The sequence below is a fragment of the Streptomyces sp. NPDC045967 genome (assembly GCF_056430495.1).
This window is the reverse complement of the sequence record NZ_JBWKLE010000002.1, coordinates 620,546-646,814: the sequence shown is the minus strand read 5'-3', so window position 1 is coordinate 646,814 and position 26,269 is coordinate 620,546. Positions and strand designations below refer to the sequence as shown.

General features: G+C 73.7%; 22 protein-coding genes. 13 read left to right on the top strand and 9 right to left on the bottom strand.

From position 1 onward, the window contains the following. Positions 1 to 2: 2 nt before the first annotated feature. Positions 3 to 1,799, bottom strand: coding sequence for a glycoside hydrolase family 35 protein (locus AC07FY_RS06450; RefSeq protein WP_479001272.1), 1,797 nt, complete (start codon positions 1,797 to 1,799; stop codon positions 3 to 5). Between the two features lie 166 nt (positions 1,800 to 1,965). Between AC07FY_RS06450 and AC07FY_RS06445 the strand changes: the two genes are divergently transcribed. Further along, positions 1,966 to 3,201 (top strand): LacI family DNA-binding transcriptional regulator, encoded by a 1,236-nt coding sequence (locus AC07FY_RS06445; RefSeq protein ID WP_479001269.1) that lies wholly within the window; start codon positions 1,966 to 1,968, stop codon positions 3,199 to 3,201. 286 nt (positions 3,202 to 3,487) lie between these two features. Here AC07FY_RS06445 and AC07FY_RS06440 read toward each other — a convergent pair whose 3' ends face one another. Continuing rightward, complete coding sequence (locus AC07FY_RS06440; protein ID WP_479001266.1) at positions 3,488 to 4,306, bottom strand: sugar phosphate isomerase/epimerase family protein; 819 nt, start codon at positions 4,304 to 4,306, stop codon at positions 3,488 to 3,490. Then, entirely contained in the window at positions 4,303 to 5,436 is a 1,134-nt protein-coding gene (locus tag AC07FY_RS06435; RefSeq protein WP_479001263.1) for a LacI family DNA-binding transcriptional regulator, read from the bottom strand. Before AC07FY_RS06435 ends, AC07FY_RS06440 begins: the two co-directional genes overlap by 4 nt. A 222-nt stretch (positions 5,437 to 5,658) precedes the next feature. Here AC07FY_RS06435 and AC07FY_RS06430 point away from each other — a divergent pair, with 222 nt between their 5' ends. From AC07FY_RS06430 to AC07FY_RS06400, 7 genes are all read left to right on the top strand, one after another. Beyond that, the gene (locus AC07FY_RS06430; protein WP_479001606.1) at positions 5,659 to 6,783 is read left to right on the top strand and encodes a Gfo/Idh/MocA family protein; all 1,125 of its coding nucleotides are present in this window, start codon (positions 5,659 to 5,661) and stop codon (positions 6,781 to 6,783) included. After that, on the top strand, positions 6,780 to 7,937 hold the full coding sequence (locus tag AC07FY_RS06425; RefSeq protein ID WP_479001260.1) for a dihydrodipicolinate synthase family protein: 1,158 nt from the start codon (positions 6,780 to 6,782) through the stop codon (positions 7,935 to 7,937). Before AC07FY_RS06430 ends, AC07FY_RS06425 begins: the two co-directional genes overlap by 4 nt. Next, complete coding sequence (locus AC07FY_RS06420) at positions 7,934 to 8,791, top strand: sugar phosphate isomerase/epimerase family protein (RefSeq protein WP_479001257.1); 858 nt, start codon at positions 7,934 to 7,936, stop codon at positions 8,789 to 8,791. Before AC07FY_RS06425 ends, AC07FY_RS06420 begins: the two co-directional genes overlap by 4 nt. A gap of 541 nt (positions 8,792 to 9,332) precedes the next feature. Then, the gene (locus AC07FY_RS06415) at positions 9,333 to 9,731 is read left to right on the top strand and encodes a VOC family protein (RefSeq protein ID WP_479001255.1); all 399 of its coding nucleotides are present in this window, start codon (positions 9,333 to 9,335) and stop codon (positions 9,729 to 9,731) included. A 166-nt stretch (positions 9,732 to 9,897) separates the two neighbouring features. Then, a complete protein-coding gene (locus tag AC07FY_RS06410) occupies positions 9,898 to 10,458 on the top strand; it encodes a DUF4352 domain-containing protein (RefSeq protein WP_479001252.1) in 561 nt (186 codons plus the stop codon). A 310-nt stretch (positions 10,459 to 10,768) separates the two neighbouring features. Further along, complete coding sequence (locus AC07FY_RS06405) at positions 10,769 to 12,103, top strand: glycoside hydrolase family 18 protein (protein ID WP_479001249.1); 1,335 nt, start codon at positions 10,769 to 10,771, stop codon at positions 12,101 to 12,103. Between the two features lie 269 nt (positions 12,104 to 12,372). Continuing rightward, positions 12,373 to 13,263, top strand: a complete 891-nt coding sequence (locus tag AC07FY_RS06400) for an aldo/keto reductase (protein WP_479001246.1) — start codon at positions 12,373 to 12,375, stop codon at positions 13,261 to 13,263. Here AC07FY_RS06400 and AC07FY_RS06395 read toward each other — a convergent pair. Further along, complete coding sequence (locus AC07FY_RS06395) at positions 13,226 to 14,236, bottom strand: PfkB family carbohydrate kinase (protein ID WP_479001243.1); 1,011 nt, start codon at positions 14,234 to 14,236, stop codon at positions 13,226 to 13,228. The genes AC07FY_RS06400 and AC07FY_RS06395 overlap by 38 nt on opposite strands. Continuing rightward, positions 14,233 to 14,883: a bifunctional 4-hydroxy-2-oxoglutarate aldolase/2-dehydro-3-deoxy-phosphogluconate aldolase gene (locus AC07FY_RS06390; protein WP_479001240.1), complete on the bottom strand. Its 651-nt coding sequence runs from the start codon at positions 14,881 to 14,883 to the stop codon at positions 14,233 to 14,235. Before AC07FY_RS06390 ends, AC07FY_RS06395 begins: the two co-directional genes overlap by 4 nt. Before the next feature lie 88 nt (positions 14,884 to 14,971). Between AC07FY_RS06390 and AC07FY_RS06385 the strand changes: the two genes are divergently transcribed. Both AC07FY_RS06385 and AC07FY_RS06380 read left to right on the top strand, forming a co-directional pair. Continuing rightward, entirely contained in the window at positions 14,972 to 15,766 is a 795-nt protein-coding gene (locus AC07FY_RS06385; RefSeq protein ID WP_479001237.1) for an IclR family transcriptional regulator, read from the top strand. Positions 15,767 to 15,905: 139 nt separating this feature from the next. After that, complete coding sequence (locus AC07FY_RS06380; protein ID WP_479001234.1) at positions 15,906 to 17,555, top strand: sigma-70 family RNA polymerase sigma factor; 1,650 nt, start codon at positions 15,906 to 15,908, stop codon at positions 17,553 to 17,555. A gap of 18 nt (positions 17,556 to 17,573) precedes the next feature. Here AC07FY_RS06380 and AC07FY_RS06375 read toward each other — a convergent pair whose 3' ends face one another. Next, positions 17,574 to 18,428 (bottom strand): RNA polymerase sigma-70 factor, encoded by an 855-nt coding sequence (locus AC07FY_RS06375; protein WP_479001231.1) that lies wholly within the window; start codon positions 18,426 to 18,428, stop codon positions 17,574 to 17,576. A gap of 142 nt (positions 18,429 to 18,570) precedes the next feature. Between AC07FY_RS06375 and AC07FY_RS06370 the strand changes: the two genes are divergently transcribed. Beyond that, a complete protein-coding gene (locus AC07FY_RS06370) occupies positions 18,571 to 21,012 on the top strand; it encodes a helicase associated domain-containing protein (protein ID WP_479001228.1) in 2,442 nt (813 codons plus the stop codon). Positions 21,013 to 21,049: 37 nt separating this feature from the next. Here the strand turns inward: AC07FY_RS06370 and gad are convergent, their stop codons facing one another. Beyond that, positions 21,050 to 22,441 (bottom strand): glutamate decarboxylase, encoded by a 1,392-nt coding sequence (gad, locus tag AC07FY_RS06365; RefSeq protein WP_479001225.1) that lies wholly within the window; start codon positions 22,439 to 22,441, stop codon positions 21,050 to 21,052. Positions 22,442 to 22,705: 264 nt separating this feature from the next. Here gad and melC1 point away from each other — a divergent pair, with 264 nt between their 5' ends. Then, positions 22,706 to 23,113, top strand: coding sequence for an apotyrosinase chaperone MelC1 (melC1, locus tag AC07FY_RS06360; protein ID WP_479001223.1), 408 nt, complete (start codon positions 22,706 to 22,708; stop codon positions 23,111 to 23,113). Beyond that, positions 23,110 to 23,958 (top strand): tyrosinase MelC2, encoded by an 849-nt coding sequence (melC2, locus tag AC07FY_RS06355; RefSeq protein WP_479001220.1) that lies wholly within the window; start codon positions 23,110 to 23,112, stop codon positions 23,956 to 23,958. The genes melC1 and melC2 overlap by 4 nt, the downstream gene beginning before the upstream one ends. Here melC2 and AC07FY_RS06350 read toward each other — a convergent pair. Then, entirely contained in the window at positions 23,913 to 24,617 is a 705-nt protein-coding gene (locus tag AC07FY_RS06350) for a response regulator (RefSeq protein ID WP_479001217.1), read from the bottom strand. The genes melC2 and AC07FY_RS06350 overlap by 46 nt on opposite strands. Continuing rightward, complete coding sequence (locus AC07FY_RS06345) at positions 24,614 to 26,227, bottom strand: sensor histidine kinase (protein WP_479001215.1); 1,614 nt, start codon at positions 26,225 to 26,227, stop codon at positions 24,614 to 24,616. Before AC07FY_RS06345 ends, AC07FY_RS06350 begins: the two co-directional genes overlap by 4 nt. Positions 26,228 to 26,269 lie beyond the last annotated feature (42 nt).

The window sequence follows — 26,269 nt, the reverse complement described above, 5'->3', positions numbered from 1 at the left end:
TCCTACTGGAGGGTGACGACGGTATGGCGGCCGAGCTCGGGGCGGTCGCGCAGCGGTAGTTCGGTGCCGGGGTGCTCCAGTTCCAGGACGACGATCTTGTTGCCGTCCGCGCTCCACAGCGGGCCGGGGGCGTAGAGCGTGCGCTGGGGGCCGCGCGGGGTGTCGTAGTGGCCGAGGAGGAAGCCGTTGAGCCAGACCAGGCCGGTCCCCCAGCCGGACAGGTCCACGAAGGCGTCGGCCGGTGGTCCGGTGAGGTCGTGCAGGAAGCGGTGGAAGACGGGTCGACCGTCCTCGGGCGCGTCGGGCGCCGTGGCGGCGAACCGCAGTCCGGTCAGGTCCGTGAGCGGGAGCGGGCGTATCTCCCACTCGAACAGCTGCTGGTGGCCGTGGCGCACGCCGCGCCAGATGCCCTTGCGGTCGTCGAGGAGCGGGCCGTAGTTGACCCGGCCCTGCGCCCTGACCAGGACGTCGAGGACCACCCCGGCCTCCCCGACGGGCAGGTCCAGCCCTTCGTCGGGCGCGTTGCGGTCGAGTATCCCGAGCGGCCTTCCGTCGGCGAAGACGTACGCGCGGTCGCCGAGGCCGTCGATCTTCACCGGCATGGCGGGGCGGGGGCCGGTCACCGTGGTCCGGTAGTGGATCATGCCGTGGCTCTGGCCGAGGCGTTCCATGGGCTCGGGGGCCGGGCGCAGGAGGGGCGGGCCGGCAAGCCGGTCGAGTGCGGTCAGCAGCGGCGCGCTTCCCGCGGGGGTGGCGAGGGCGGGGGTGATGCGGGGCGGCGGCTCGGGCAGGGGCGGGTCGGGCAGCGGCACGTACCTGCTGATGACCTCGCGGAACGCGTGGAACTTGGGAGTGAGTTCACCGGCCTCGCCGATGGGTGCGTCGTAGTCGTAGCTGGTCACGGTGGGCTCGTACCCGGCCTCCCCGGGACGGGAACCGGTGTGGTTGGCCCCCGCCCAGAAGCCGAAGTTGGTGCCGCCGTGGGCCATGTAGAGGTTGACGGACGCGCCGGTGGCGAGGAGTTCGTCGAGGGACGCGGCGGCGTCCTCGACGGCGCGGACGTGGTGGTCCTCGCCCCAGTGGTCGAACCAGCCGATCCAGAACTCCATCGCGGCGAGCGGCCCGGTCTTCTGGTAGCGGCGCAGGGTTTGGAGCCGTTCGGCGGGCCGGGCGCCGAAGGTGGCGGTGGCCAGCCGGCCGGGGAGCATGCCGCCCTGGAGCATGGCGTCCTCGGGGCCGTCGGCCGTGAACAGCAGGCAGTCCACGCCCCGTTCGACCAGGGCCCGCTCGACGTGGGCGCGGTAGCGGCTGTCGTCGCCGTACGAGCCGTACTCGTTCTCGATCTGCACGGCGACGACCGGACCGCCGCGGCTCGCCAGGAGGGGCAGCAGCTCGGGCACGACCAGGTCGAACCAGCCGTCCACCTCGGCCTCGAACCGCGGGTCGGAGCAGCGCAGGTGGAGGCCGTCGACGGCGAGGAGGCGGGCGGGCAGGCCGCCGAAGTCCCACTCGGCGCAGATGTAGGGGCCGGGGCGGACGATGGCGTCGAGGCCGAGCTCCTGGGCGGTGCGCAGGAAGCGGCCGAGGTCGCGCCAACCGGAGAAGTCGGCCTTGCCGGGGGCGGTCTCGTGGAAGTTCCAGGGGACGTAGGTGTCCACGGTGTTCACGCCCATCGCGCGCAGCCGCTTCAGCCGGTCCTCCCACAGGCCCGGGTGGACCCGGAAGTAGTGCAGGGCCCCCGAGACGATGCGATGGGGGCGGCCTGCGCGCCGGAATCCGTCCTGGTCGTGCGTGAGCATGCGCTGACTCCCGGGAGAGGGTCGTGATGCCGTCAGGGGCGGGACCCCGCCGAATATATGAACGCTCCGACCGCATCGTCAATGCGAGTTGATCGAGGTCGATCGAATCGATCACTTCAAGTGCCTATGATGGCGCGGACGGAACGGCAGACCGCGGGGGGACCCCTTGAGACCACACGTAGACCAGCGTCAGGCCCAGGTGCTCGCGCTCGTACGGGCGCGGGGCAGTGTGCGCGTCGCGGAACTGGCCCGGGAGCTCGGCGTCTCCCCCGTCACCCTGCGGCGGGACATCGAGGCGATGGCGGCGCGCGGCGAGATCCTGCGGATGCACGGGGTGATCAGCCGACTGGAGCCAGGATCGGTGCCGGCGGGGGGTGGACCGGGGGGTGGAGCCGGTGCCTGGGCGGGCGACGCGGCGGGGTTGGGCGCGGCGGGGAGTGGACTGGGCGGCGAGTGGGGCGGTGGGCCGGGGAGCGCGAGAGCCGGGGGTCCGGCTTCCGCGTGGGCCGCCTCCGGCCAGGCGGCTTTCGCCGGGGGCGGCGAGGGGCTCGTGATCGGGATGGTGGTGCCCACCACCGAGTACTACTACGCCGACGTCGTACGCGGCGCCCGCGCCGCCGTGGAAGCGCGCGGAGCACGGCTGACGGTGGGGCTGACCCGCTACCTGCCGGGCGAGGACCGGACCCAGGCGGACCGCCTGCTGTCCACCGGCGCTCACGGGCTGCTGCTCACCCCCAACTGGGAGGCCGGGTCGCCCGGTCCCGGGGAGGGTGATTGGACGGTGGAACTCCCCGTCCCCACCGTCCTGGTGGAGCGGTGGGCCCCGCCGGGGCACCCGGCGGCGGCGCTGGACCGGGTGGCCTCCGACCACGCGCACGGCGCGGCCCAGGCGGTGCAGCACCTCGTCGGGCAGGGGCACCGGCGGATCGCCCTGGCCAGCCGGACCACCCCGACGACGGCGCGACTGCGCGCCGGCTACGAGGCCGCCGTGACCGCGCTCGGACTGGAGCCTGCCCCACCGTGGCCTCAGACGGGACCGAGCCCACTCTCGGAAGCGGACGCCTTCGCCCGGACCTTGGACTACCTGTGCGACGCGGTGACGGCGCACGGCGTGACGGCGGCCCTGATCCACAGCGACACGGACGCCATCATGCTGATCCCGCGACTCCAGGCACGGGGGGTGCGGGTCCCCGAGGACCTGGCGGTGATCACCTACGACGACGAGGTCGCCGGCATGGCCGACGTACCGCTGTCGGCGGTGGCCCCGGCCAAACGCGAGGTGGGCGGCCGCGCGGCCGACCTACTCCTGAACCGCCTCCTGCCCCTTGGCTCGGACGAACACCCGGAGGCCGGCCCCCGCCAACACCTGGAACTCCTGCCCCGCCTCACGATCCGCCCCTAACCACCGCCCTCACAGCCCTCCTCCCCCACCGGGACGCCAACCCCTCCCCGATCCACCCCCTTCGGTTGAAACACCGCCAGTCCAACGCGCCCCGCTCACGACCACGGCCACGGCGCGATACCCCTTGGCGGCGACCGAACCACCCCGCCGGCGCCCCGCTCCCAACGAGGCTGACTTACGGGCTGGACTGGACGAACTCGCCCGGATGGGCGAAGTGCGCGCCCTCCACCCCCACCCGCCGCCCCCACAGCGGGACCCGCTCCCATGCAAACCGCCCGGCGCAGCCCTATCCCGTCGATCTGCCCGCAGCGGCTGTCGTCGACAGCTGCTCCAAGTACTCGCGCCCCCTGGCGAGCAGCCCGGGCAGTTCGGGAGCCTCTGGGTACCAGCGCTTCTCGTACTCCCAGCAGAGCCAGCCGCCACCGGCTGAGGCGGCTGCCGCCTGGGACACCGCCTCGGCCAGCGGCAGCACTCCGGCGCCGAGGGCGAGCGGGGTGAGCGCCTGCGCCGAAGCCACGTCTTTCACCTGTGTGTAGCCCAGGTGCGCGGCGAGGGCCTGTCGCGACCGCTCCGGGGCCTCACCCCCGAGCCAGGTGTGCAGGACGTCCCACAGTGCGCCCGCCCCCGAGTGGGCGACCCGGTCCAGGATCCGGGCGGTGGCGGCCCCGGTGCGGTGGGAGTCGTGGGTCTCCAGCAGGATCCGCACGCCATACCGCTGGGCGAACGGCGCCGCGGCACCCAGCCTGCGCACGGCGTTGGCATCGGCGACCGCCCCGGGCAGACCGCGGCCGCCCGGGAAGACCCGTATGCAGGGGGCTTCGAGGTCGGCGGCGAGCCGGACCAGCGCCCGCAGTTCGGCCAGGACCGGCTCGTCGGCACCGGCCGCGGCCACTCGGGTGTAACCCGCGACTCCGAGGACGGCGACCCCGGCGCCAGTGAGGGTGCGCAGACCGGCGGCGCGTTCGGTCGACGGGCTGTCGAGGTGCAGGGTTTCCTCGGGGTGGGCGCGCAACTCCAGGCCGTCGAAGCCGTGGTCGGCCGCGAGGGCGGCACTGCGGTCAAGAGGAGTCCCGGGCAGACCGAGGGTCGAGAAGGCGTACTTCACGGCCCACCCCCTTGTGCGCTGGCCGATCCAGGGGAAGCCCGCCCGGTATGAGCTATGCGAGTGGGAGCCGGGCCGGTGGAGGCGCGGACCATCAGCTCGGTGGGCAGTCTGCTGATTCCGCCGGGGGGCAGCGGTCGGCGGCCGGTGACCAGGTGGGCGGCGAGCACGCCCGCCTCGCGCAGGGGTACGCGGACGGTGGTGAGGGCGGGGGCGGTGTCCGCACAAAAGGGGAGGTCGTCGAAACCGGCAACCGACACGTCCTCGGGTATGCGCAGCCCGGATTCCCGCAGGGCGGCGGCGACCCCGGTGGCGACGGTGTCGTTGGCCGCCGCGACCGCCGTGAAGGGCTTTCCCCGGCGCAGTAGTTCGCGGGCCGCGTCATAGCCTGCGGAGCGCGTGAAGGCGGCGTGCACGGTCAGGTCGGCGCACACCTCGGGTAGGCCGGGTTCGTGCCGCCGCAGAGCCGCTCGGTGCCCGTCGAGCCGCTCACGGGTGGTGCTCAGACCGGGCGGGCCGGCGACGGAGGCGATGCGTCGGTGCCCGAGGCCCAACAAGTGCTCGGCCAGGCGGAAGGCGCCGCCGTGGTCGTCGAACGTCACGGTGGCGACGGGCAGTCCGTCCGGTGCGTTGGCGGGCAGGGGCAGCGGGGGCCGCCCACACAGGACCACGGGCGCGCCGGTCGCGGCGATCCGGGCCACGCGGGCGGCGAGTGCGCGGGTGTGGTCGGGGTCTTGGGAGGCGCCGCCGGTGAGGACGACCCCGCCGGCCCGTTGGCCTTCCAGCAGGGCGAGGTAGGCCAGTTCTGCCGCCGGATCCCCTTCCGTGTTGCAGACGACCGCGAGGCGCCGGACGTCGCCTCCGCCGGTGGGTGCGAGTGCGCCTTGCAGGGAACCGGCGAGGATCCCGAAGAAGCTGTCCGCCACATCGTGGACCAGCACTCCGACGAGGTCGGAGGTGGCGGCCGCGAGCGCGCGGGCCGGCCCGTTCGCGACATAGCCGAGTTCCTCCACGGCCCGCTCCACCCGGGTGCGGGTGCCTCCTGCCACTGGGTATCCGCCGTTGAGCACACGCGAGACCGTGGCGGGCGACACCCCCGCCCGCGCCGCGACTTCGGCCAGAGTCACCGCCATAACCGCACCGCCCCCTTCCTACCTCGTCCCGGACCATCGTCGCATCCGGTGTGTGGATCTCTATGGTGCCTCGAAAAGGAAAGCGCTTTCTATCACCCGTACGAGTGTTGCACCGGAGGTCGAGACGCCCGTAGCGTGGCTGCAGTGAAAGCGCTTTCTATCGTTTTCCGCTTTCCATCAACGGGGGAGGACACTGTGGACCGCAGGGCCATCAAGATCGCCATGAACGGCGTGACCGGGCGCATGGGGTACCGACAGCACCTGGTCAGGTCGCTGTTGGCCCTGCGCGAGCAGGGAGGACTCCCGCTCGGAAACGGCACGACGCTGTGGCCGGAGCCGGTGCTCGTGGGGCGCAGGGAGCCCGCCCTGCGAGAGATCGCCGAACGGCACGGCTTGAAGCACGTCAGTACCGACCTGGAGGAGGTACTGGCCGACCCCGAGGTCGAGATCTACTTCGACGCCCAGGTCACCAGCGCCCGCGAGGGAGCGGTCCGGCAGGCCATAGCGGCCGGAAAGCACGTCTACTGCGAGAAGCCGACGGCCCTGACCTTCCAGTCCTCACTCGAGCTGGCGCGGCTCGCCGCGGCCGCCGGCATCAAGCACGGGGTGGTCCAGGACAAACTGTTCCTCCCCGGGCTGATGAAATTGAGACGGCTCATCGAGGGCGGCTTCTTCGGCAAGATCCTCTCCGTCCGCGGGGAATTCGGCTACTGGGTCTTCGAGGGCGACTGGCAACCCGCGCAGCGACCCTCGTGGAACTACCGCGCGCAGGACGGTGGGGGCATCATCGCCGACATGTTCCCGCACTGGGAGTACCTGCTCCACGAGCTGTTCGGCCGGGTCAGTACGGTGCAGGCGCTCACCCGGACGCACATAGGCCGTAGATGGGACGAGGCGGGTAAGCCGTATGAGGCGACGGCCGACGACGCGGCATACGCGATGTTCGAGCTGGAGGGCGGCGCGGTCGCCCAGATCAACTCCTCCTGGGCGGTCCGGGTGCACCGGGACGAACTGGTGGAGTTCCAAGTGGACGGTACGCACGGATCGGCCGTCGCCGGGCTGCGGGACTGCCGCATCCAACACCGCGGGGCGACACCCAAGCCGGTGTGGAACCCGGACCTGCCTCAGACCGAGCCCTTCCGCTCCCAATGGCAGGAGGTACCGGACATCGCGCCCACCGAGAACGGCTTCAAAGCCCAGTGGGAGCTCTTCCTGCGTCATGTGGTCCTCGACGAGCCCTGGCGGTGGGACCTGCTGGCCGGGGCGCGCGGAGTGCAGCTCGCCGATCTCGGCCTGCGCTCCTCGGCGGAGGGCCGCCGGCTGCCGGTGCCGGAGGTGACCCTGTGAGCATCCGGCTGCCTTCGGTTGACGGTGGACACCGCTTGTACCGGCCGAACACCGAACCCTTCGCACCGCTCAGCTGCAACCCCGCCCAGAGCCGCACGTTCTACGCCGCCGCGCACGTCGTCGCCACCCCGGGGATCCGGCCGGGCGCGGCGGGATCCGGCGTGGACTGGGACGCGACGCTGGCCTTTCGGTACCGGCTGTGGTCCCAGGGCCTCGGGGTGGCCGAAGCCATGGACACGGCGCAGCGCGGCATGGGCCTCGACTGGCCGGCCGCGGCGGAGCTGATACGACGTTCGGCGGCCGCGGCCAAGGTCGTCGGCGGCCGCATCGTCTGCGGGGCGGGCACCGACCAGCTCCCGGCGGACGGGGCGCATGCACCCGCGTCCGTCACCGCCGCCTACGAGGAACAGCTCGCACATGTCGAGGCGTGCGGGGCGGACGCCGTACTGATGGCTTCGCGGGCGCTGGCGGCGACGGCCCGCGGTCCCGAGGACTACCTGGAGGTGTACGGGGACCTGCTCCGGCAGAGTGCGCGGCCGGTCGTACTGCACTGGCTGGGACCGATGTTCGATCCGGCGCTGGGGGGCTATTGGGGCCATCAAGACCTCGATGCGGCCACAGAGGTCTTCCTGGATGTCATCGCCAGCTGTCCGGAGAAGGTGGACGGCATCAAGGTCTCCTTGCTGGACGCGGAGAGGGAGGTGGGCATCCGTCGGCGGCTGCCGGCCGGAGTGCGCTGTTACACGGGGGACGACTACCACTACCCGGAACTCATAGCGGGCGACGGGGAGCGGGCCAGCGACGCGCTGCTCGGCATCTTCGACCCGATCGCCCCCATAGCGGCGCGGGCGGGTCTGGCCCTGGACCGGGGAGACGCGGCGGGGTTCCGGGAGTTGCTGGATCCGACGGTCCCGCTGGCCAGGCACTTGTTCGCGCCACCGACCCGCTACTACAAGACCGGGGTGGTCCTCCTGGCGTGGCTGGCCGGCTACCAGGAGGAGTTCAGGATGGTCGGCGGGCTGGAGACTGCGCGGTCCCTGCCTCATCTGGCGATGGCGTACGAGTTGGCTGACGGGCTGGGGCTGTTCCCGGATCCCGAGCGTGCCGAAGACCGGATGCGGGGACTGCTCGCGGCACACGGGGTGGCGTCGTGAAGCCGGCGGGGGCGCCGGGGCCGGTCGCGGCGCCGGTGCGGTTCAGCCTCAACCAGGAGACGATCCGCCAGTGGTCCGTGCCGGAGTTGGTCGCCGGGTGCATGGCGGCCGGAGTGGGCGCGGTCGGACTGTGGCGGGAACCGGTGCGGGCGTTCGGAGTGCGGGAGACGGCGAAGCTGGTCGCCGGTGCGGGGCTCGGTGTCAGCTCGCTCTGCCGGGGCGGGTTCTTCACCGCAGCCGACTCCGCCGGACGGGCTGCCGCACTCGACGACAACCGCCGGGCCGTGGAGGAGGCGGCCGAACTGGGCGCGGACACACTGGTGCTGGTGTCGGGCGGCTTGCCCGCGGGCGACCGGGACCTGGTGGGCGCGCGCGGGCGGATCGCCACGATCCTCGAAGAGCTCGTTCCCTGGGCCGCCGCGCACGGGATACGCCTGGGAATCGAGCCGCTGCATCCGATGTTCGCCTCGGACCGGTGCGTGGTTTCCACTCTGGGCCAAGCCCTGGAACTGGCCGAGCCGTTCCCGGCGGACCGGGTGGGGGTGGTCGCCGACTCGTACCACCTGTGGTGGGACGAGCGGCTCCCCGCGGATCTGCGCCGGGCGGGCGAGGGCGGGCGGATCGCGTCCGTGCAGGTGGCCGACTGGGTGACTCCGCTTCCCGAAGGGGTTCTGCTGGGGCGCGGGCAGCTGGGGGACGGTTCCATCGACCTACGATGCTTTCGCCGGCTGGCGGAGGCGGCCGGGTACCGGGGGCCGGTGGAAGTGGAGATATTCAGCCCGGAGCTGTGGGCCCGGGACGGCACGGAGGTTCTGAGGGAGGTGATCGACCGCTATCGCGAGCACGTGGAATGAGGATCGGTCGGGGACGGGCAAGGCCCGGGCGGACGAGCAACCGGCAGCGGGCCGGACGACAGCGGACAAGGCCGGGGGCGGACAACCGTCGGTGGGCCGGTCGGGGGCCGGCAAGGCCCAGTTGGTAAGTAGTCGGCAGCGGACCGGTCGATGGCCAGCGGGGCTAGGGGCGGACAGCCGTCGGTGGTCGGTCGGCGACGGGCAAGGCCCGGACGGGTGAGTAGCCAGCAGCGGCGCGCGGGGCACTGGCGGGCAGGCAGCGAGCCCGTCGGCGGCAGGTCTCAGGGGCGGGCAGTGGGCCGGTGCCCGACGGGCAGTCGGCGGCGGGCAAGCTCGTGGTGGTGTGCGGGCGGAAGTGAGGGCGCGCCGGTCAGTTGTCTGGAGCCCGTGGGCGTTCCCACCTGTCCCGCTGGCCTGGCCGGAAGGCGGTGGACTTCGGTCGGTAGGAGTGGCTAGCATCCTGGGCGCGGCATCGCGTGTCGGTCACCGGCTGGGTGAGGCATGGAGGTCGCCGCGAAGTGCCTTTCGGAGGCATGCACAGATGTCAGTCGCACTGAACCACACGATCATCCACTCCCGTGACAACCGGGAGTCCGCCGCTTTCCTGGCGCACGTCCTCGGCTTGAGCGTCGGGGCCGAGTGGGGCCCCTTCGTCCCCGTCGAGACCGCCAACGGCGTCACCCTGGACTTCGCGACCATCCCGGCCGAGTCCATCACCCCGCAGCATTACGCGTTCCTGATCTCCGAAGAGGAGTTCGACGTGGCCTTCGAGCGGATCCAGGTCGCGGGCGTCGCGTACTACGCAGATCCGCACGGCAAGCTCCCGAGCGAGATCAACCACAACGACGGGGGCCGCGGCGTGTACTTCACCGACCCCGCCGGACACGGGATGGAGATCATCACCCGCCCGTACGGGTACCAGGAGGGCGGGGCCGCGTAGCCCCGGGCAGGTCGCACGTCGTCCGGTGCGGTGCGGTGCGGTTCGGTCGTTCCGGGGCGGCGGCGCGGGATCGGGTCCTGCGCCGCTGTCCCAGCCGTCTCCTCGTTGCGGAGCAGCCCTCTCGCGAGCGGTGTGGGGGTGGCGGGGCTCCGGCACGGGGAGGATCGTGGACAGGGTGATCGGTGGATCGGCAGATGCCCGCCTGCCCCGGCGTCGCCTTCGGCCTCGGGCTGGGCTCCGTCTGCGCGGCGCGGCCGCCGCGCTGACGCTGGCGGTCTGCGGGACGGCGCTGCTGGGCGCGGCGTCCGGCGGCTCCGGCGAGACCGTCTCCCTCGCCGGGAACGAACCGGGCCAGCGCCTCGACGTCACTCTGGTCCACGTGGTGGATCCCGCGAGCCCCGCCGACGCGGAGCAGGGTCCGGCGCCCGACGCGTCCACCCGGCTGCTGGCCGTCCGGTTCCGGCTGGTGAACACCGGGAGCGCCGACTACAAGGACTCCCCCGCCCCCGCCGCGCACCTGCTCGACACGGCCGGGAAGCGGTTCTCCGGCCTCAACAGCCCCACGACGGCCGGGGAGTCCTTCCCGGACGCCGTCACCCTGCGGCCGGGCGGCTCGGCCGAGGGTCTCGTCACCTTCCGGCTGCCTCAGGACGCCACGCCCGCGGCGGTCCAGTTCGCCTTGAACGGTGGCCTCGCCGACGACGTCGGCCAGTGGAGCCTCCCCTAGCGACCCGTGGGGCCCGCCCCGGCCCGGTCGGGTCCGCACCGACCCACCCATCCCGCTCCGACCCGCTCCGACCCGCTCCGACCCACCCGTCCCGCTCCGACCCGCCCGACCCGCCCGACCCGCCCGACTGGCCCGAGGAGCCTTGAGTAGCGCGAGGAGCCGCCCGCGCCGCCCGCGGCGGGAGTCGTCTTCCCGCGAGTTTCCACGACCCCCTTGACCCGCCTGGTCCAGACCAATAGTTTCCGGCATGCACCGCGCACGCGCTCACTCCCCACTCCCGCTCCCGCTCCCGCTCCCGCAAAGGAAGCCCATGCGCCGCAGCATGCTCGGCAGGCTGGCCGTCGCCGCCTGCTCCCTCTCCCTGCTGACCGCCTTCGCGCCTGCTGCCGGCGCCGCGCAGGAGGGAGCAGCGGGCGGCCACCACCGCTCGTACAAGAAGGTCGGCTACTTCACCCAATGGGGCGTCTACGGGCGGGACTTCCAGGTTCAGGACCTGGAGGCGAACGGTTCCGCCGGCAAGCTGACCCACATCAACTACGCCTTCGGCAACGTCAGCGCCGACGGCAAGTGCTTCACCGGCAACGTACCCGGCGAGGCCGACGCCTGGGCCGACTACGTCCGCCCGCTCGACGCCGAGAACTCCGTGGACGGGGTCGCCGACACCTGGGAGCAGCCGCTCGCCGGCAACTTCAACCAGCTCCGCGAACTCAAGGCCAAGCACCCCGGCCTGAAGGTGCTGATCTCGCTAGGTGGTTGGAGCTGGTCCACGCACTTCTCGGACGCCGCGCTGACCCCGGCCTCCCGCAAGGCGTTCGTCGAGTCGTGCATCGACCTCTACATCAAGGGCAACCTGCCGCAGGACGGCACCCGCGGCGGCGCGGGCGCGGCGGCCGGGGTGTTCGACGGGATCGACCTCGACTGGGAGTGGCCGGGTTCGGCCGGGGACTCGGACACGAAGTTCCGGCCCGAGGACAAGCGGAACTTCACGGAGCTGGTCAGAGAGTTCCGCACGCAGCTGGATGCGTACGGACGCAGTCAGAAGCGGAAATCACCGTACGAGCTGACGGCCTTCGTCCCGACCGCACCCGCGAAGATCGACGCCGGGTTCGACGTCCGCCGGATCATGCGCGACCTGGACTTCGTGAACCTCCAGGGCTACGACTTCCACGTCTCCGGGGAACCGACCACGGCCCAGCAGTCCGCGCTCTACGCCCGTGGGGACTTCAGCGTGGACGGCACGGTCGACGCCTGGCGCGAACGCGGTGCGCCCGCGCACAAGCTGGTGATGGGCATGCCGTTCTACGGACAGGGCTGGACGGGGGTCAGCGGCGGCGGCGACGGCATGGGGCAGCCCGCCACCGGGCCGGCGCCGGCCACTTGGGCGGCGGGGTACGAGGACTACAAGGCCCTGAAGAAGCTGGCCGATTCCGGTGCCTACCAGGTCCACCGGGATCGGCGCGGCGGGCACGCCTGGCTCTTCGACGGGACCACCCTGTGGACGTACGACGATCCGCAGGTGCTGCGCGCCAAGACCGGCTACGTCCGTGCACACGGGCTCGGCGGTGCGATGTTCTGGTCCCTGGATGCCGACACCGCCGACGGCGAGCTGATGACGGCCGTGGACCGGGGCCTGAACGGCCGCTGACCCACCCGACCCCGCGCAGGACCTCTCTCATCCCGCGCGGACCACTGACCCGCTCGCGCAGGACCACCGACCGGCGCCGCCGGGCCGCGACTTCGGATCCGGCCCGGCGGCGTCCTCCATGCCCGCGCAGGACACCCGCGCCGCAACGGACAACCGGCAACGGGCAACGAGCAACGAGCAACGAGCAACGGGCAACGAGCAACCGGCAACCGGCAACCGGCAACCGGCAACGGACGCAGGCGGCTCACCAGGGCGGTTACCCTGCGCGGATGACCTCAGAAACGATCACCGCGGACTCGGCGGGGACATGGCGGCTCGGGGACCTCACCGTCAACCGGCTCGGCTTCGGCGCCATGCGGCTCACCCACCTCGCCGACGGCTCCCCCAGCGACCGCGAGCGGGTGACCGGCGTGCTGCGGCGGGCCGTGGAGCTGGGGGTCGACCACATCGACACCGCCGCCTTCTACTTCTCCCCGCTGCGCTCCGCCAACGAGCTGATCAACCGCGCCCTGGCCCCCTACGCCGACGACCTGGTCATCACGACCAAGGTCGGGCCGGGCCGGGACGCGGCCGGGCAGTGGTGGTGGGCGCGGCCCGAGCAGTTGCGGAACCAGGTGGAGGAGAACCTGCGCCAGTTGGGCCGAGACCACCTCGACGTGGTCAACCTGCGCGTCCAGCGCCGCGAGACGACCGGGTCGATCGCCGAGCACTTCGGCGCGCTCGCCGAGCTCCGCACCGCCGGTCTCATCCGCCACCTGGGCATCTCCAACGCCCGCCCCGACCACCTCGCCGAGGCGCAGGCCATCGCGCCGGTGGTGTGCGTGCAGAACCCGTACGGGATCGGTTCCGCCGCCGAGGACCACGCCTTCCTCGACGCCTGCGGGCGGCAGGGCATCGCGTTCGTGCCGTTCTTCGCGATCGCCGGCTCCGGCAAGGAGGCGGGGGCCGAGGCGGCGGCCGAGGACCGTCCCGAGGTACGCGCCCTGGCCGAGGCCCACGGGGTGTCGGCGGCCCAGGTGCGCCTGGCCTGGACGCTGAGCCGCGGCCCGCACGTCCTGGCGATCCCCGGCACGGGCAACCCCGACCACCTCGTCGAGAACGTCGCCGCCGGTTCACTGCGCCTCACCCCCGAGGAGGTCGCGGTCCTGGGCGCCCTGTGAGCCGGCGGTGCCGCGCTGCCAGCGCCGCCGTCTCCGCGAAGGCGGGGACGCGCCCGGTGCCGCCGCGACCCGACACCGACAGCGAGGCGGCCGCGGCGGCGTGGGCCACGGCGTCCACGAGCCCGTCCCCGAGGGCGAGCCGGGCGGTGGCGGTGCCGGTGAAGCAGTCCCCGGCCCCGGTCGCGTCCACGGGAGCCGGGTTCACCGGCACCGGCTGGGAGCGGGCGGGCCCCGCGCCGTCGTCCAGCAGCAGCCGTCCCGCTCCCGACGTGACCACGACCGCAGCGGCGCCGAGCGCGCGGCAGCGGGCGGCGGCCGTGCCCGGATCGTCGGTGCCCACCAGGGCGAGGGCGTCGGCGGGGCAGGAGGTCTTCAGCAAGCCGGTCAGCGGGGCGATCCGGGCGAGCAGCTCCCGGGCGCCGGCCGGGCCGGTGAGCCGGGGGCGGTAGTTGGGGTCGTAGGAGAGGTGGCCGCCTGAGCTGTGCACGAGGCGCGCGGCGGCCAGCACGGCGTCGCGGCTGCTCGGTGAGAGGGCAGCCGTGATGCCGCTGGTGATCAGTGCGGTGGAGGCGGTGAGCAGCTCGCGCCAGGAGGCGATGTGGGAGGGTGCGAGGGTGGAACCGGCACTGTGGGCACGCCAGTAGACGAACTCCCGGTCACCGTCGGTGTCGGCGGACAGCAGGTAGGCGCCGTTGGGTCGCGGGGCGCGGCGGACGTGGGAGACGTCCACGCCGAGGCCGGCGGCACGGCGCAGCAGGGGGGTGCTCAGTTCGTCGTCGCCGACGACGGCGAGCAGGGCGGTCCGGGCGCCGGCAGCCGCGGCGGCGGCCGCCGCGTTCAGCGCGTCCCCCGAGTAGGAGATGCGGGCCGGGGTGCCGTCGGCGACCTCGCTCAGCGCGGCTCCGGCGTGGATCTCGACGAGCACCTCGCCGAGCACGAGGACGTCGTACGCCGTGACGGGCCGACCGGTCACGGCCGGGGCCGCCGGTCCGCGCAGTCGCCGCGGCCGCAGCAGGGAGCGGCCAGTGCGGCGAAGGCGGCGGCCAGTTCGGTCGGGTCCTCCGGCAGACCGTCGCCGATGCCGACGGCCGCGGCCCCGGCGGCCAGCCAGTCGGGGACCTCGGCGGGCCGGATGCCTCCGGTGGGGACGATCAGGCCCGCGGGCAGCACGGCCTTGAGGGAGCGGATGAACCCGGGACCGCCGACGTGGGCGGGGAACACCTTGGCGGCGCCCCGGGCCCGGACCGCGGCGGCGATCTCGCCGGGGGTGAACCCGCCCTCGATGAAGGCGGCTCCACGACGGGCGGCGACTTCGCGCACCTCCGGGGCGGGATGCGGGGAGACCAGGAAGCCGGCCCCCGCGTCGAGGGCGGCTTCGGCCTGTCCGGCGGTGGTCACGGTGCCCACGCCGACGAGGGCGGGGCGGCCGTGGGCGTCGGTCAGGCGGGCGGTGCGGGTGACGGCGGATGCCCAGCCGGGGGTGGAGGTGGTCAGTTCGACGGCGCGGCATCCGGCGGCGAGCAGGGTGGTGGTGCGCCGGACGGCTTCGTCGGAATCGGCGTCGCGCAGCACCGGCAGTACGCGCTGCGCGGCGATCACCGCGTAGGGATGGCAGGACAAGGGATCCTCCCGGTTGTTCCACGTAGCGGAACGACGTATCGTGTGACCGAACCACGTGGTCTAGACCCTACACAGCCGGGAAGTTGGCGTGTCAACGGACGGGACCCAGAAGGACTCAGCCGGCCCTCGCGGGGGGCGGACCTCCGCCGCGGGATCGGCGCTGGAGAAGTCCCTGCGCATCCTGGAGGCGGTGGCCGCGCCCGGCGGCCCGCACCGGCTCGCGGAGGTGACGGCGGCGGCCGCCGTACCCAAGTCCAGCACCTTCCGGATCCTCGCCTCGCTGGCCGAACAGGGCTTCGTACGGCAGGCGGACGACGGCCGGTACGGGGCCGGGCCGCGGCTGCGCGCCCTGTCCGCCCTGGTCGGCGCAGGAGAGCCGGAGAGCATCGGGCGGATCCTGCAGGAGCTGGGTCAGGCGGTCGGCGGGCAGACCGTCCATCTGGCCCTGCACAGCGGGCAGACGGTCACCTACGTCCGGAAACTGGAGGGCGAGCAGCCCTTCCGGACGGCCTCCCGGGTCGGCATGCGCATGCCGCTGCACACCACCGCGATCGGCAAGAGCGTGCTGGCCCACCTGCCCGAGGAGGAGGTGCGGGAGCTGCTCGCGGCCACCGGGCTGCCGCCGCGCACCGCGCGGACGGTCACCAGTGCCCGGGAGCTGTACGCGCAACTCGCGGAGGCCCGCGTCCGGGGCTTCGCCCTGGACGACGAGGAGAACGAGCCCACCATCCGCTGCATCGGCGCACCCGTCCTCGGGTCGGACGGGCGGCCGGTCGGCGGGGTCAGCATCACCACCGTCACCTTCCTGGTCTCCCGCGAGGAGATGGAGGGGTACGCGCCCGCCCTGCGCACGGCGGCCGAGGCACTGGCTCCGCTGCTGTGAGCAGCCGTACGGCGCCGCGCCCTTCCGCCCGCGGCGGATACCGGGAAATCTTCTTCCCGATAACCGTTATCGAGGACCCTCTCGACGGTCTCCCAGGCATCGGGCATCATCGACCGCCGGTACGGACAGGGAACATCACATGAGCACTCAGCACACGGCAGCGCTGGTGGCAGCGGCTCGCACGGGCGATCCCCGCGCGCAGGACGAACTCGTCGGCACCCACCTGCCGCTCGTGTACAACATCGTCGGCCGGGCCCTGAACGGGTCCTGTGACGTGGACGACGTGGTGCAGGACACGATGCTGCGGGCCCTCGATGGCCTGGGCGGCCTGCGCGCCGACGACAGCTTCCGCTCCTGGCTGGTGGCCATCGCGATGAACCGCGTACGGGCGTACTGGCAGGCCCGGCAGAGCGGTTACGGCGAGAGCACCCTGGAGGCGGCCGGCGAGCTCGCCGACCCGGGGGCCGACTTCGTGGACCTGACCGTCGCCCGCCTCCACCTGGCGGGCCAGCGCCGCGAGACGGCCCGCGCCACGCGCTGGCTGGAGCCCGACGACCGGGCCCTGCTCTCCCTGTGGTGGTTGGAGTGCGCCGGGGAGCTCACCCGGGCGGAGGTGGCCACCGCGTTGGAGCTCTCCGCGCAGCACACGGCGGTACGGGTGCAGCGGATGAAGGCCCAGCTGGAGGCGGCCCGCGTGGTGGAGCGCGCCCTGGACGCCCAGCCGCGGTGCGAGGAGCTGCGGACGCTGGTCGCGGGTTGGGACGGCCGGCCCTCGGCGCTGTGGCGCAAGCGAATAGCCCGCCACGCACGGGAGTGCGTGCGCTGCTCCGGCCTGTGGAACGGGCTGGTGCCGGCGGAGGGGCTACTGGCCGGATTGGCCCTGGTGCCCGTCTCGGCGGCCCTGCTGGCGGGTGTCCGGGCGGCCTCCGCGGCCGGTTTCGACCCGGTGGCCGCCGCCTTCGCCGCCGGCGACGGCACGGCGGCGGGCCTGGCGGACACGGCGGCCCTCAGCCACCTCGCGCCCGACGTGGCGACGGCGGGCGGCGGGCGGGGTCTGGCGCGCAAGCGCCGGCAGAACCGCCGCATGGTGATCGGCAGCGCGGTGCTCGCCGCCTGCGTCGCGGGCGGCGGCGCGGTCTACCTGGCCACGCTCCCCGGTTCCGGCGGCACGAAGACGGCTGACGCGGCCGCCCCGGTCCCGCCGGCCGCGCTCTCGGCCCCCGCGTCCGCGCTGCCCTCCGAGTCGCCGTCGCCGTCCGCCTCCGCGTCCCCTTCCGCCTCCGCGTCGCCCTCCCCCTCGCCGTCGGCCTCCGCCTCGCCGAGCGCGGCCGCCAGCCCGAGCCCCACCCCGACGCCCAGCCGCAGCAACTCTCCCAGCCCGAAGCCCCCGGCGCCGGCCCCGGCACCGCCGGGCGTGGCGGGGCAGGTCGTGGCCCTGGTCAACTCCGAGCGTGCGGCGGCGGGTTGCGGTCCGCTGAAGGAGGACGCGCAACTGCGCGCGGCCGCCCAGAACCACTCCGTCGACATGGCGCGGCGGGACTTCTTCTCCCACACGAGCCCCGACGGGACGGACCCGGGCCAGCGCACCACCGCCGCCGGATACCGCTGGTCGACCTACGGGGAGAACATCGCGAAGGGCCAGCAGACGGCCCAGTCGGTCATGGACGCGTGGATGAAGAGCCCGGGGCACCGCGCGAACATCCTCAACTGCTCGTTCAAGGACATCGGCGTCGGCGTCCACCAGGGCGCGGGCGGCCCCTGGTGGACGCAGAACTTCGGGGCGAGGTAGCCCGCGGGCCGGGGCCGTTCAGGGCTGGACGCCGCGCAGCTTGTGCGGGTTGACCACGACGCGCAGCGCGGTGATCCGGCCTTCGGCCGCCTCGAAGGTGGCCGCTCCGACGGTGACGCCGCCTCTGACCATGAGCAGTCCCGGCTCGCCGTTGATCGCGGCGATGCGCGTCTCGACGCCCCGCGCCTCGGGTTTGGCGAGGACGCCCAGGAGCCAGCGGGCGACGTGGTCGGGGCCGTGCAGGGGGCGGCGGGCGGCCGTGACGACGCCGCCGCCGTCCGACCAGGACACCACGTCGGGGGCGAGGAGCTCGAGCACCTCGCGCAGGTCGCCGCCCGCGCAGGCGGCGAGGAACTTCTCGGCGACCGCACGCTGTTCGGACGCGTCGGCCGTGAACCGGGGGCGGCGGGCCCGTACGTGCTCGCGTGCCCGGTGCGCGGACTGGCGGACGGCGGCCTCCGACTTCCCGACGGCCTCGGCGATCTCCGCGTACGCGTAGCCGAACACCTCGCGGAGCAGGAACACCGCGCGTTCGACCGGGGTGAGGGTCTGCAGCACGACCAGGACCGCCATCGAGACGGTGTCGGCCAGTTCGGCCTCCTCGGCGACGTCGGGCGAGGTCAGGAGGGGTTCGGGGAGCCAGGGACCGACGTACGCCTCGCGGACGGCCCGGGCCGAGGTCAGCCGGTTCAGGCTCAGGTTGGTGACGGTGCGCACCAGGTAGGCCCGCGGGTGCTCGACGGACGCGCGGTCCGTCCGGTGCCAGGCGAGCCAGGCATCCTGCACGATGTCCTCGGCGTCGGCGACGCTGCCGAGCATCCGGTAGGCGGCGGCGAACAGCAGTCGCCGGTTGTCCTCGAACATGTCGGTCATGGGCTCACCGTCGCATCCGGCCGCCAGATGATCAACGCGGCCCGGGCAGCCCGTTCCGCGAGGCGTGCCCGCCGTGCGTCAAAAAAGGGGCAGGATAGGAGCTGGCGGAGAAGCGGCTGATCACAAGGGTGGAGCAGGGCACATGGCGAGGAAGGAACTGCGTCCGCACCAGCGCGAGGCCGTCGACGCCGTGCTGCGGGCGCTGGCGGTTCCGCCCGGCGGCCGGGTGCCCGAGCGCGGGCTGCGCACCCAGGTGATCATGGCGACGGGCTCCGGCAAGTCCCTGGTCGCGGTCCGCTCGGCGGAGGAGCTGCGGGCCGGCCGGGTGCTGGTGCTCGTGCCCTCCCTCGACCTGCTGGTGCAGACCGCGGCCGCCTGGCGGGAGGGCGGCCGCACCGGGCGGTCGCTGGGCGTGTGCTCCCTGCGCGCCGACGACGCGGGGATGCCGACGACGACCGACGCGGCCGAACTGGCGCACTGGGCGGGCCCGTCGGCGGGCCGGGTGACGGTGTTCGCCACCTACGCCTCGCTGGGCCTCGGCACCATCGAGCGCGCGCACCACGCCGGCCTGCCCGGCTGGGACCTCGTCGTGGTCGACGAGGCGCACCGGACCTCCGGGCGGATCGGCAAGCCCTGGGCGGTGGTGCACGACAACACCCGGGTCCCCGCCGTGCGGCGGCTGTACCTGACGGCCACGCCCCGCGTCTGGCAGGACGGCGAGGAGGACGGGGCCGGCGCCCGCGGGGAGGCGCGGGCCGGGGCCGCCCCGGAGGGCCGCGCCGGCGGGCCGCGGCGCGGCGAGCTGGTGGCGTCCATGGAGGACGATCCGCAGGGGCCCTTCGGCGCGCGCTGCCACACCCTCACCCTGTCCGAGGCGATCGACCGCGGGATCTGCGCCCCCTACCGGGTGGTGTGCGTGGACGTCACCGATCCGCAGTTCCGGGCGGCGGTGCTGCTGGGCCCGGGCGGCCGCTCGGACGCGGTGCGCGGCGCCCGGATGGCCGCCCTGCAGACAGCGCTGGTGAAGGCGGCCGCCCAGGAGGGGTTCCGGCGCACGCTCGTCTTCCACCACCTGACCCGGGAGGCCGAGGCCTTCGCGGCGGGCCTCCCGGAGGTCGCCGGGCGGCTGCGGGCCGACGCCGGACGGGGCCGCGGCGGCGGCGGCCCGGAGTACCCCCGTACCGTCTGGGCCGACTGGCTGTCGGGGCAGCACTCCGCCGCGCACCGGCGGCGGGTCCTGGACACCTTCGCCGACGGCCGGATCGCGGACAAGGCGTTCCTCGGCAGTGTGCGGGTGCTCGGCGAGGGCGTGGACACCAAGGAGTGCGACTCCGTCTACTGGGCCGACGTACGGGGCTCCATGCCGGACCTGGTGCAGGCCGTCGGGCGGGCGCTGCGGATCCGCCCCGGGGAGGGGAAGGTCGCCTCCCTGGTGGTGCCCGTGCTGCTCGAGCCGGGGGAGACGCCGCAGGCGATGCTCACCTCGCGCGCGTACGGCGACCTCGCGCGCCTGCTGGAGGCGCTGCGCGCACACGACTCGCGGCTGGTGGAGTCACTGGCCCAGCCGCAGGCGCCGAGCCGGACCCCGGCCACGGCGGCGGGATCCGGCGCACAGGCGCTGCTGAGCTTCTCCACCCCCCGGGATCCCGCGCTGCTGGCCGCGTTCGTGACGCTGCGCGTGCTGCACCCGGAGCACGCGCACTGGCGGCGCGGGGTCGAAGCGGCCCGGATCTACGCCGCCACGGCCGGGGACCTCAAGGTGCCGTTCGGTTTCAAGGTGCCGGAGGGGGACGCGGCGTGGCCGCCGGGGCTGGCCCGGTTCCCGCTCGGCCAGTGGATCGCGGACGCGCGGCGCACCCACCGCCGGGGTGCGCTCGGCCGGGAGCGGGTGGCTGCGCTCGACGGGCTGGGCATGGTGTGGAGCCATGTCGACGTGGCCTTCGAGGAGGGCCTGGCGGCGGCCGCCGGCTGGGCGGCGGAACACGGCCACCTGCTTCCACCGGTGGACGCGACGTGGCGCGGGGCCCCGGTCGGGGTGTGGGTGAAGAACCAGCGTGCGGCGGCCCGCCGCACGGGGGCGGGGGGCCTGTCGCAGGAGCGGCGCGAAGCGCTCGACGCGGTGGACCCCTCCTGGTGTCCCGCCTGGGAGATCTCCTGGCAGCGCGCCTTCCACCTGACGCGGGTCCACCTGGACGCGGGCGGCCGGCTTCCCCTGGCCCCCGGCGAACTGGTGGTCCAGGGCGAGGACCTGGGTGGGTGGGTGCGCGGCCAGCGGCTGCACTGGGAGGGGCTGTCCTGGGCCCAGCGCTGGCTCCTGGAGCACGCCCTGGGGGTCACCCCGGCGACGGCGGCGGAGCGCCCGCCGCCGCGCCGCAGCCACGCCGCCGCCTGGGCGGCGCAGCTGGAGGCCGCGCGCCGGTTCCGGGACCGCGAGGGTCATCTCCGGGTGCCCCGCACGCACGTGGAGCGCGTCGGGGACCAGGAGTTGCGCCTGGGCTCGTGGATCGCCAACCAGCGCTCGCGTGCCGACACCCTCACCCCGGAGCGTGTCGAGGCCCTGGAGGCCCTGGGCATGCGCTGGTAGGCGCGGCCCGCCCGCGCCCGTCCTGCCGCAGCACCCTTCAGTGGTGGAAGCCGGAACGCGGCGCCGCGGCGGGCTCGTGCGGCGGTGCGGCCTGGAGGTGTTCCACGGCGCGGCGCAGGTCGGCGGCGAGCAGGGCGATCTGGTCGCGGGTCACCCCGTGCCGGACGAGCACCCGCTGGATGACGGTGTCGTCCCGGTCGGCGGGCAGCGGGTAGGAGGGCACCTGCCAGCCGCGCATCCGCAGCCGGTCGGAGAGGTCGTAGAGGCTGAACCCCGCTCCGGCCGGGTCGGCGAGGGTGTAGGAGACGGCGGGCAGGGCGCCGCGGCCGTCGTAGAGGAGGGTGAAGGGACCCATCGCGGCGATCTCCGCGGCCAGGTACTGCGCGGTGTCGGCGCATGCCTGCTGCACGCGCCGGTAGCCGCCCCGGCCCAGCCGCAGGAAGAGGTAGTACTGGGCGATGACCTCGCCGCCGGGGCGGGAGAAGTTGAGGGCGAAGGTCGGCATGTCGCCGCCGAGGTAGTCCACGTCGAAGACGAGCTCCGCCGGGAGCAGGTCGGCGGTGCGCCAGACGATCCAGCCGACTCCGAGGGGCGCGAGTCCGTACTTGTGGCCCGAGGTGTTGACGGAGGCGACGCGCGGCAGTCGGAAGTCCCAGACCACGTCGGGGTGGAGGAAGGGGGCGACGAAGGCGCCGCTCGCGCCGTCCACGTGGATGGGGACGTCCCAGCCGTGCTCGGCCTGGATGCGGTCGAGTTCGGCGGCGATCGCCTCGACGGGCTCGTAGTCGCAGGTGTAGGTGACGCCGAGGATGGCGACGACGCCGATGGTGTTCTCGTCGACGTACGCGGCGAGCTGGTGGGGCCGCAGACCGGTGGCTCCCGGTTCCAGGGGGACCTGGCGCAGCTCGACGTCGAAGTAGCGGGCGAACTTCTCCCAGCAGACCTGGACCGGGCCGCAGACCAGGTTGGGGCGGTCCACGGGGAGGCCCTGGGCGCTGCGGCGGGCGCGCCAGCGCCACTTGAGGGCGAGTCCGCCGAGCATCGCCGCCTCGCTGGAACCGGTGGTGGAGCAGCCGGCGGCGGTGTCGCCGGCCGGGGCGTTCCACAGGTCGGCCAGGATGTTGACGCAGCGGGCCTCGATCTCGGCGGTCTGCGGGTACTCGTCCTTGTCGATCATGTTCTTGTCGAGGCAGTCGTTCATCAGGCGGTGGACGCCGTCGTCGGACCAGGTGGTGCAGAAGGTGGCCAGGTTCTGGGCGGCGTTCCCGTCCAACAGCAGTTCGTTGCGGAGGAGTTCGTAGACGACCTCGGTGGGCGAGTGGTCTTCGGGCATGCGGTACTTCGGGAGGACCTGGCCGCTCAGCGCGGACGCGAACACGTCCGTGTCGGCGTCGGCGGCGTGCGCGTCCTTCGTCTGATGAAGAGCCATGTCGGCACTATAGGCGAATAAGGGACATATCCCCCTGAGGTTCACACTCCAGTTCCAGCCGACTCCAGACTGTGACCCCCTCCATAGCCGCCCGGTCGAGCCGGAGGAATTACTGCCGAGTAGCATCAGCACCGAAGATCTTCCCGCCCGGATCCCCGACGCGGCCCCGATTCGAAAGATCGTGCAATTCGTTCTATACGAAACTTGTCCGATGATGTCCGGATAGCGGTCAACTGCCCTGGCCTGCCTGGTAGTTCTTCGGCCATGAACAAGATCACCCGTCGGCAGGCCTTGGGCACCACTGCCGGCGCACTCACCGTCCTCGGGCTGGCCGGCGCCACCGCGCGCGCCGCCACCACCGATTCCCGCACCGCATCCCGTACCGCCGCCGGCGCCGCCGGCCCGGTCGACGAGGTGTACCAGGGCCGCCGCATCCGGATAACCCCCGCCACGGGGGGCGGCCACCACGGCGGCCACCACTCCCCCGGCCTGCCGACCGTCCGGATAGACGGACGCGAACTGCACGTGATGCGGAACGCCGACGGCACCTGGATCAGCGTGATCAACCACTACGAGACGTTCTCCGACCCCCTCTCGCTGGCCCGCGCCGCCGTGCGCGAGCTCCAGGGCGCCGCACTCGCCCCGTTCGCCCCCATGGGAGGCACGGCATGACCGTCCGCAAGAACCAGGCCGCGCTCACCCCCGAGGAGAAGCGCGCCTTCACCAACGCGCTGCTGGAGCTGAAGCGCACCGGCCGGTACGACCGCTTCGTCACCACCCACAACGGCTTCATCATGAGCGACACCGACGGAGGCGACCGGGTCGGGCACCGCTCCCCCTCCTTCCTGCCCTGGCACCGCCGGTTTCTGCTGGAGTTCGAGGCCGCTCTCCAGGAAGTGGATGCGAACGTCACGCTCCCGTACTGGGACTGGACCGTCGACCGCACCGCCCGCTCCTCCCTCTGGGCCGCCGACTTCCTCGGCGGCACCGGCCGGGCCCGCGACGGCCAGGTCCTCGACGGGCCCTTCGCCCATGCGACGGGCAGATGGAACATAGGCGTCCGCGTGGACGGGCGCGCCTACCTGCGCCGGGCCCTCGGGCAGGGCACCGCCGAGCTGCCGACCAAGGCCGAGGTGGACGCGGTACTCGCCATGCCGGTGTACGACGCGGCCCCGTGGAACAGTTCCTCCAGCGGCTTCCGCAACAACCTGGAGGGCTGGCGGGGCGCCAACCTGCACAACCGGGTGCACGTGTGGGTCGGCGGCCAGATGGCCACCGGGGTCTCGCCCAACGACCCGGTGTTCTGGATGCACCACGCTTTCGTGGACAAGCTGTGGGCCGACTGGCAGGCCCGCCACCCGCAGGCGGGCTACCTGCCGGCGGCCGGCACGCCGAACGTCGTGGACCTGCACGACACGATGCGGCCGTGGAACGACGTGACCCCGGCGGACATGCTCGACCACCGGAAGTTCTACACCTTCGACACGGAGCCGGCCGCCGCCGCCAGCCAGCGGTAGTGCAGTTCGGGGCGGCCGACCTGACCGTACCGGGGCGTGCGGTCCGCGCGGCCGGTGTCCACCAGGTGCTCCAGGTAGCGGCGGGCGGTGATCCGCGAGATGCCCGCCGCCTCGGCCGCCCCCGCAGCGGTCAGCCCCTCGGGGGCCGACCGCAGCAGCGCGGCGACCCGGTCCAGGGTCGGCGCGCTCAGCCCCTTGGGGAGTTCGGCCGGGCGCGGCGCGCGCAGGGCGGCCATCGCCCGGTCGACGTCGTCCTGGCCGGCCGCCTCGCCCGCCGTCGCGCGGAACTCGGCGTAGCGCAGGAGCCGTTCGCGCAGGGTCGGGAAGGCGAACGGCTTCAGCACGTACTGGACCACGCCGAGGGAGACGCTCTCGCGGACCACGGCCAGGTCCCGCGCCGAGGTCACCACGATCACGTCGACGGGATGCCCGGCGGCCCGCAGCCCGCGGGCGAAGCGCAGCCCGTGCCCGTCGGGCAGGGTGAGGTCCAGGAGCAGCAGGTCGATCCGGGTCCGTTCCAGGACCCGGGTGGCCTCGGCGAGCGAGTGCACGGCGGCGACCGCGGTGAAACCGGGGACCCGGCCGACGTAGAGGGCGTGCGCGTCGGCGGCGACCGGGTCGTCCTCGACGATCAGGACCCGCACCTCGGGCGCGCTCACGCCGGCCCGCCCGCGGCGGCGGCCGGAACGGGCGCGGGCAGCCGTACGGTGAACTCCGCGCCGCCCGAGGCGCCGGGGGCGGCCTCCGCCGTACCCCCGTGGCGCTGCGCCACCTGCCGGACGAGCGCCAGGCCCAGGCCACGGCCCTCGCCCTTGCCGGACCAGCCGCGCCGGAACACGTCCACCCCCTCCGGGAGGCCGGGCCCGCTGTCCGCGACCCGCAGCAGGATCCCCTCCCCGTCGCGGCGCACGGTGACCGCGATCCGGCCCCCCGGGACGCCGGTCAGCGCGTCCATGGCGTTGTCCACGAGATTGCCGACCACGGTGACCAGGTCCCGGGCCGGCGGGGTGGCGGGCCCCGTGTCGACGGCCGTGCTGTCGGGGGTGACCACCAACTCGACGCCCCGCTCGTGGGCCTGGGCCGCCTTGCCGAGGAGCAGCGCCACGAGCACCGGCTCCCCGACGGCCGTGACCACCTCGTCGGTCAGGGCCTGCGCCAGTTCCAGCTCCGCGGTCGCGAACTCCACCGCCTCCTCCGCCCGGCCGAGCTCGATGAGCGAGACCACGGTGTGCAGCCGGTTCGCCGCCTCGTGCGCCTGAGACCGCAGCGCCTGGGTGAAGCCGCGTTCGTGGTCCAACTCACCGGTCAGCGCCTGGAGTTCGGTGTGGTCGCGCAGGGTGACCACGGTGCCCCGGCGGCCGCCGCCCGCGACGGGCGAGCTGTTGACGACGAGCACCCGGTCGGCGGTGAGGTGCACCTCGTCCACCCTGGGCCGGTCGGCGAGCAGTGCTCCGGTGAGGGGTGCGGGCAGCCCGAGGTCCGCCACCCCGGTGCCGGTCGCCACCTCCCGCAGCCCCAGCAGTTCGCGTCCCGCGTCGTTGATCAGGGTGATGCGCCGCCGCCCGTCGAGCATCAGCAGGCCCTCGCGCACGCCGTGCAGGGCCGCCTGGTGGTAGTCGTACATCCGGCTGAGTTCGGCCGCGTTCATCCCGTGGGTGTGGCGGCGCAGCCGGGCGTTGACGACGTACGTGCCCGCGCCGCCGAGGGCGAGGGCCGCGGCCGCCACCCACACCAGGGCGGCGAGTTGCTCGGCGAGACGCGCGCTGATCGCCCGGACGGTGATGCCCGCGCTGACCATGCCGACCACGCGGCCGTCGTCCGTGAGCGGGGTGACCACCCGGATCGAGGGTCCGAGGGTGCCGGTGTAGGTCTCGCTGAAGGTCTCCCCGCCCAGGGCGGCGACGGTGTTGCCCAGGTAGGGCTCGCCGATCCGGCGCGGGTCGGGGTGGGTCCAGCGCCGCCCGGCCGGATCCATGATCGTGACGAAGTCCACGCCGGAGTCGACGCGCACCCGTTCCGCGTAGGGCTGGAGGCGGGCCGCGGGATCGCCGCCGCGCGCGGCCTCCCGTACGGCCTCCAGGACCGACGGGGAGTCGGCGACCGCGCGGGCCACCGCCCCGGCCTGGCGGCGGGCGGCGTCCTCGGCCTGGCCGCGCGCGGTGGCGTAGGCGAAGACGGCGCAGCCGGCCACGACCAGGGCGACGAGCAGCACCTGCATCGCGAAGAGCTGGCCGGCGAGGCTGCGCGGCGGCCGGGGCAAACGGAACATGGCGCTCAGTGTGCACCGGCCCGTGAACTCAATGAACGCAAG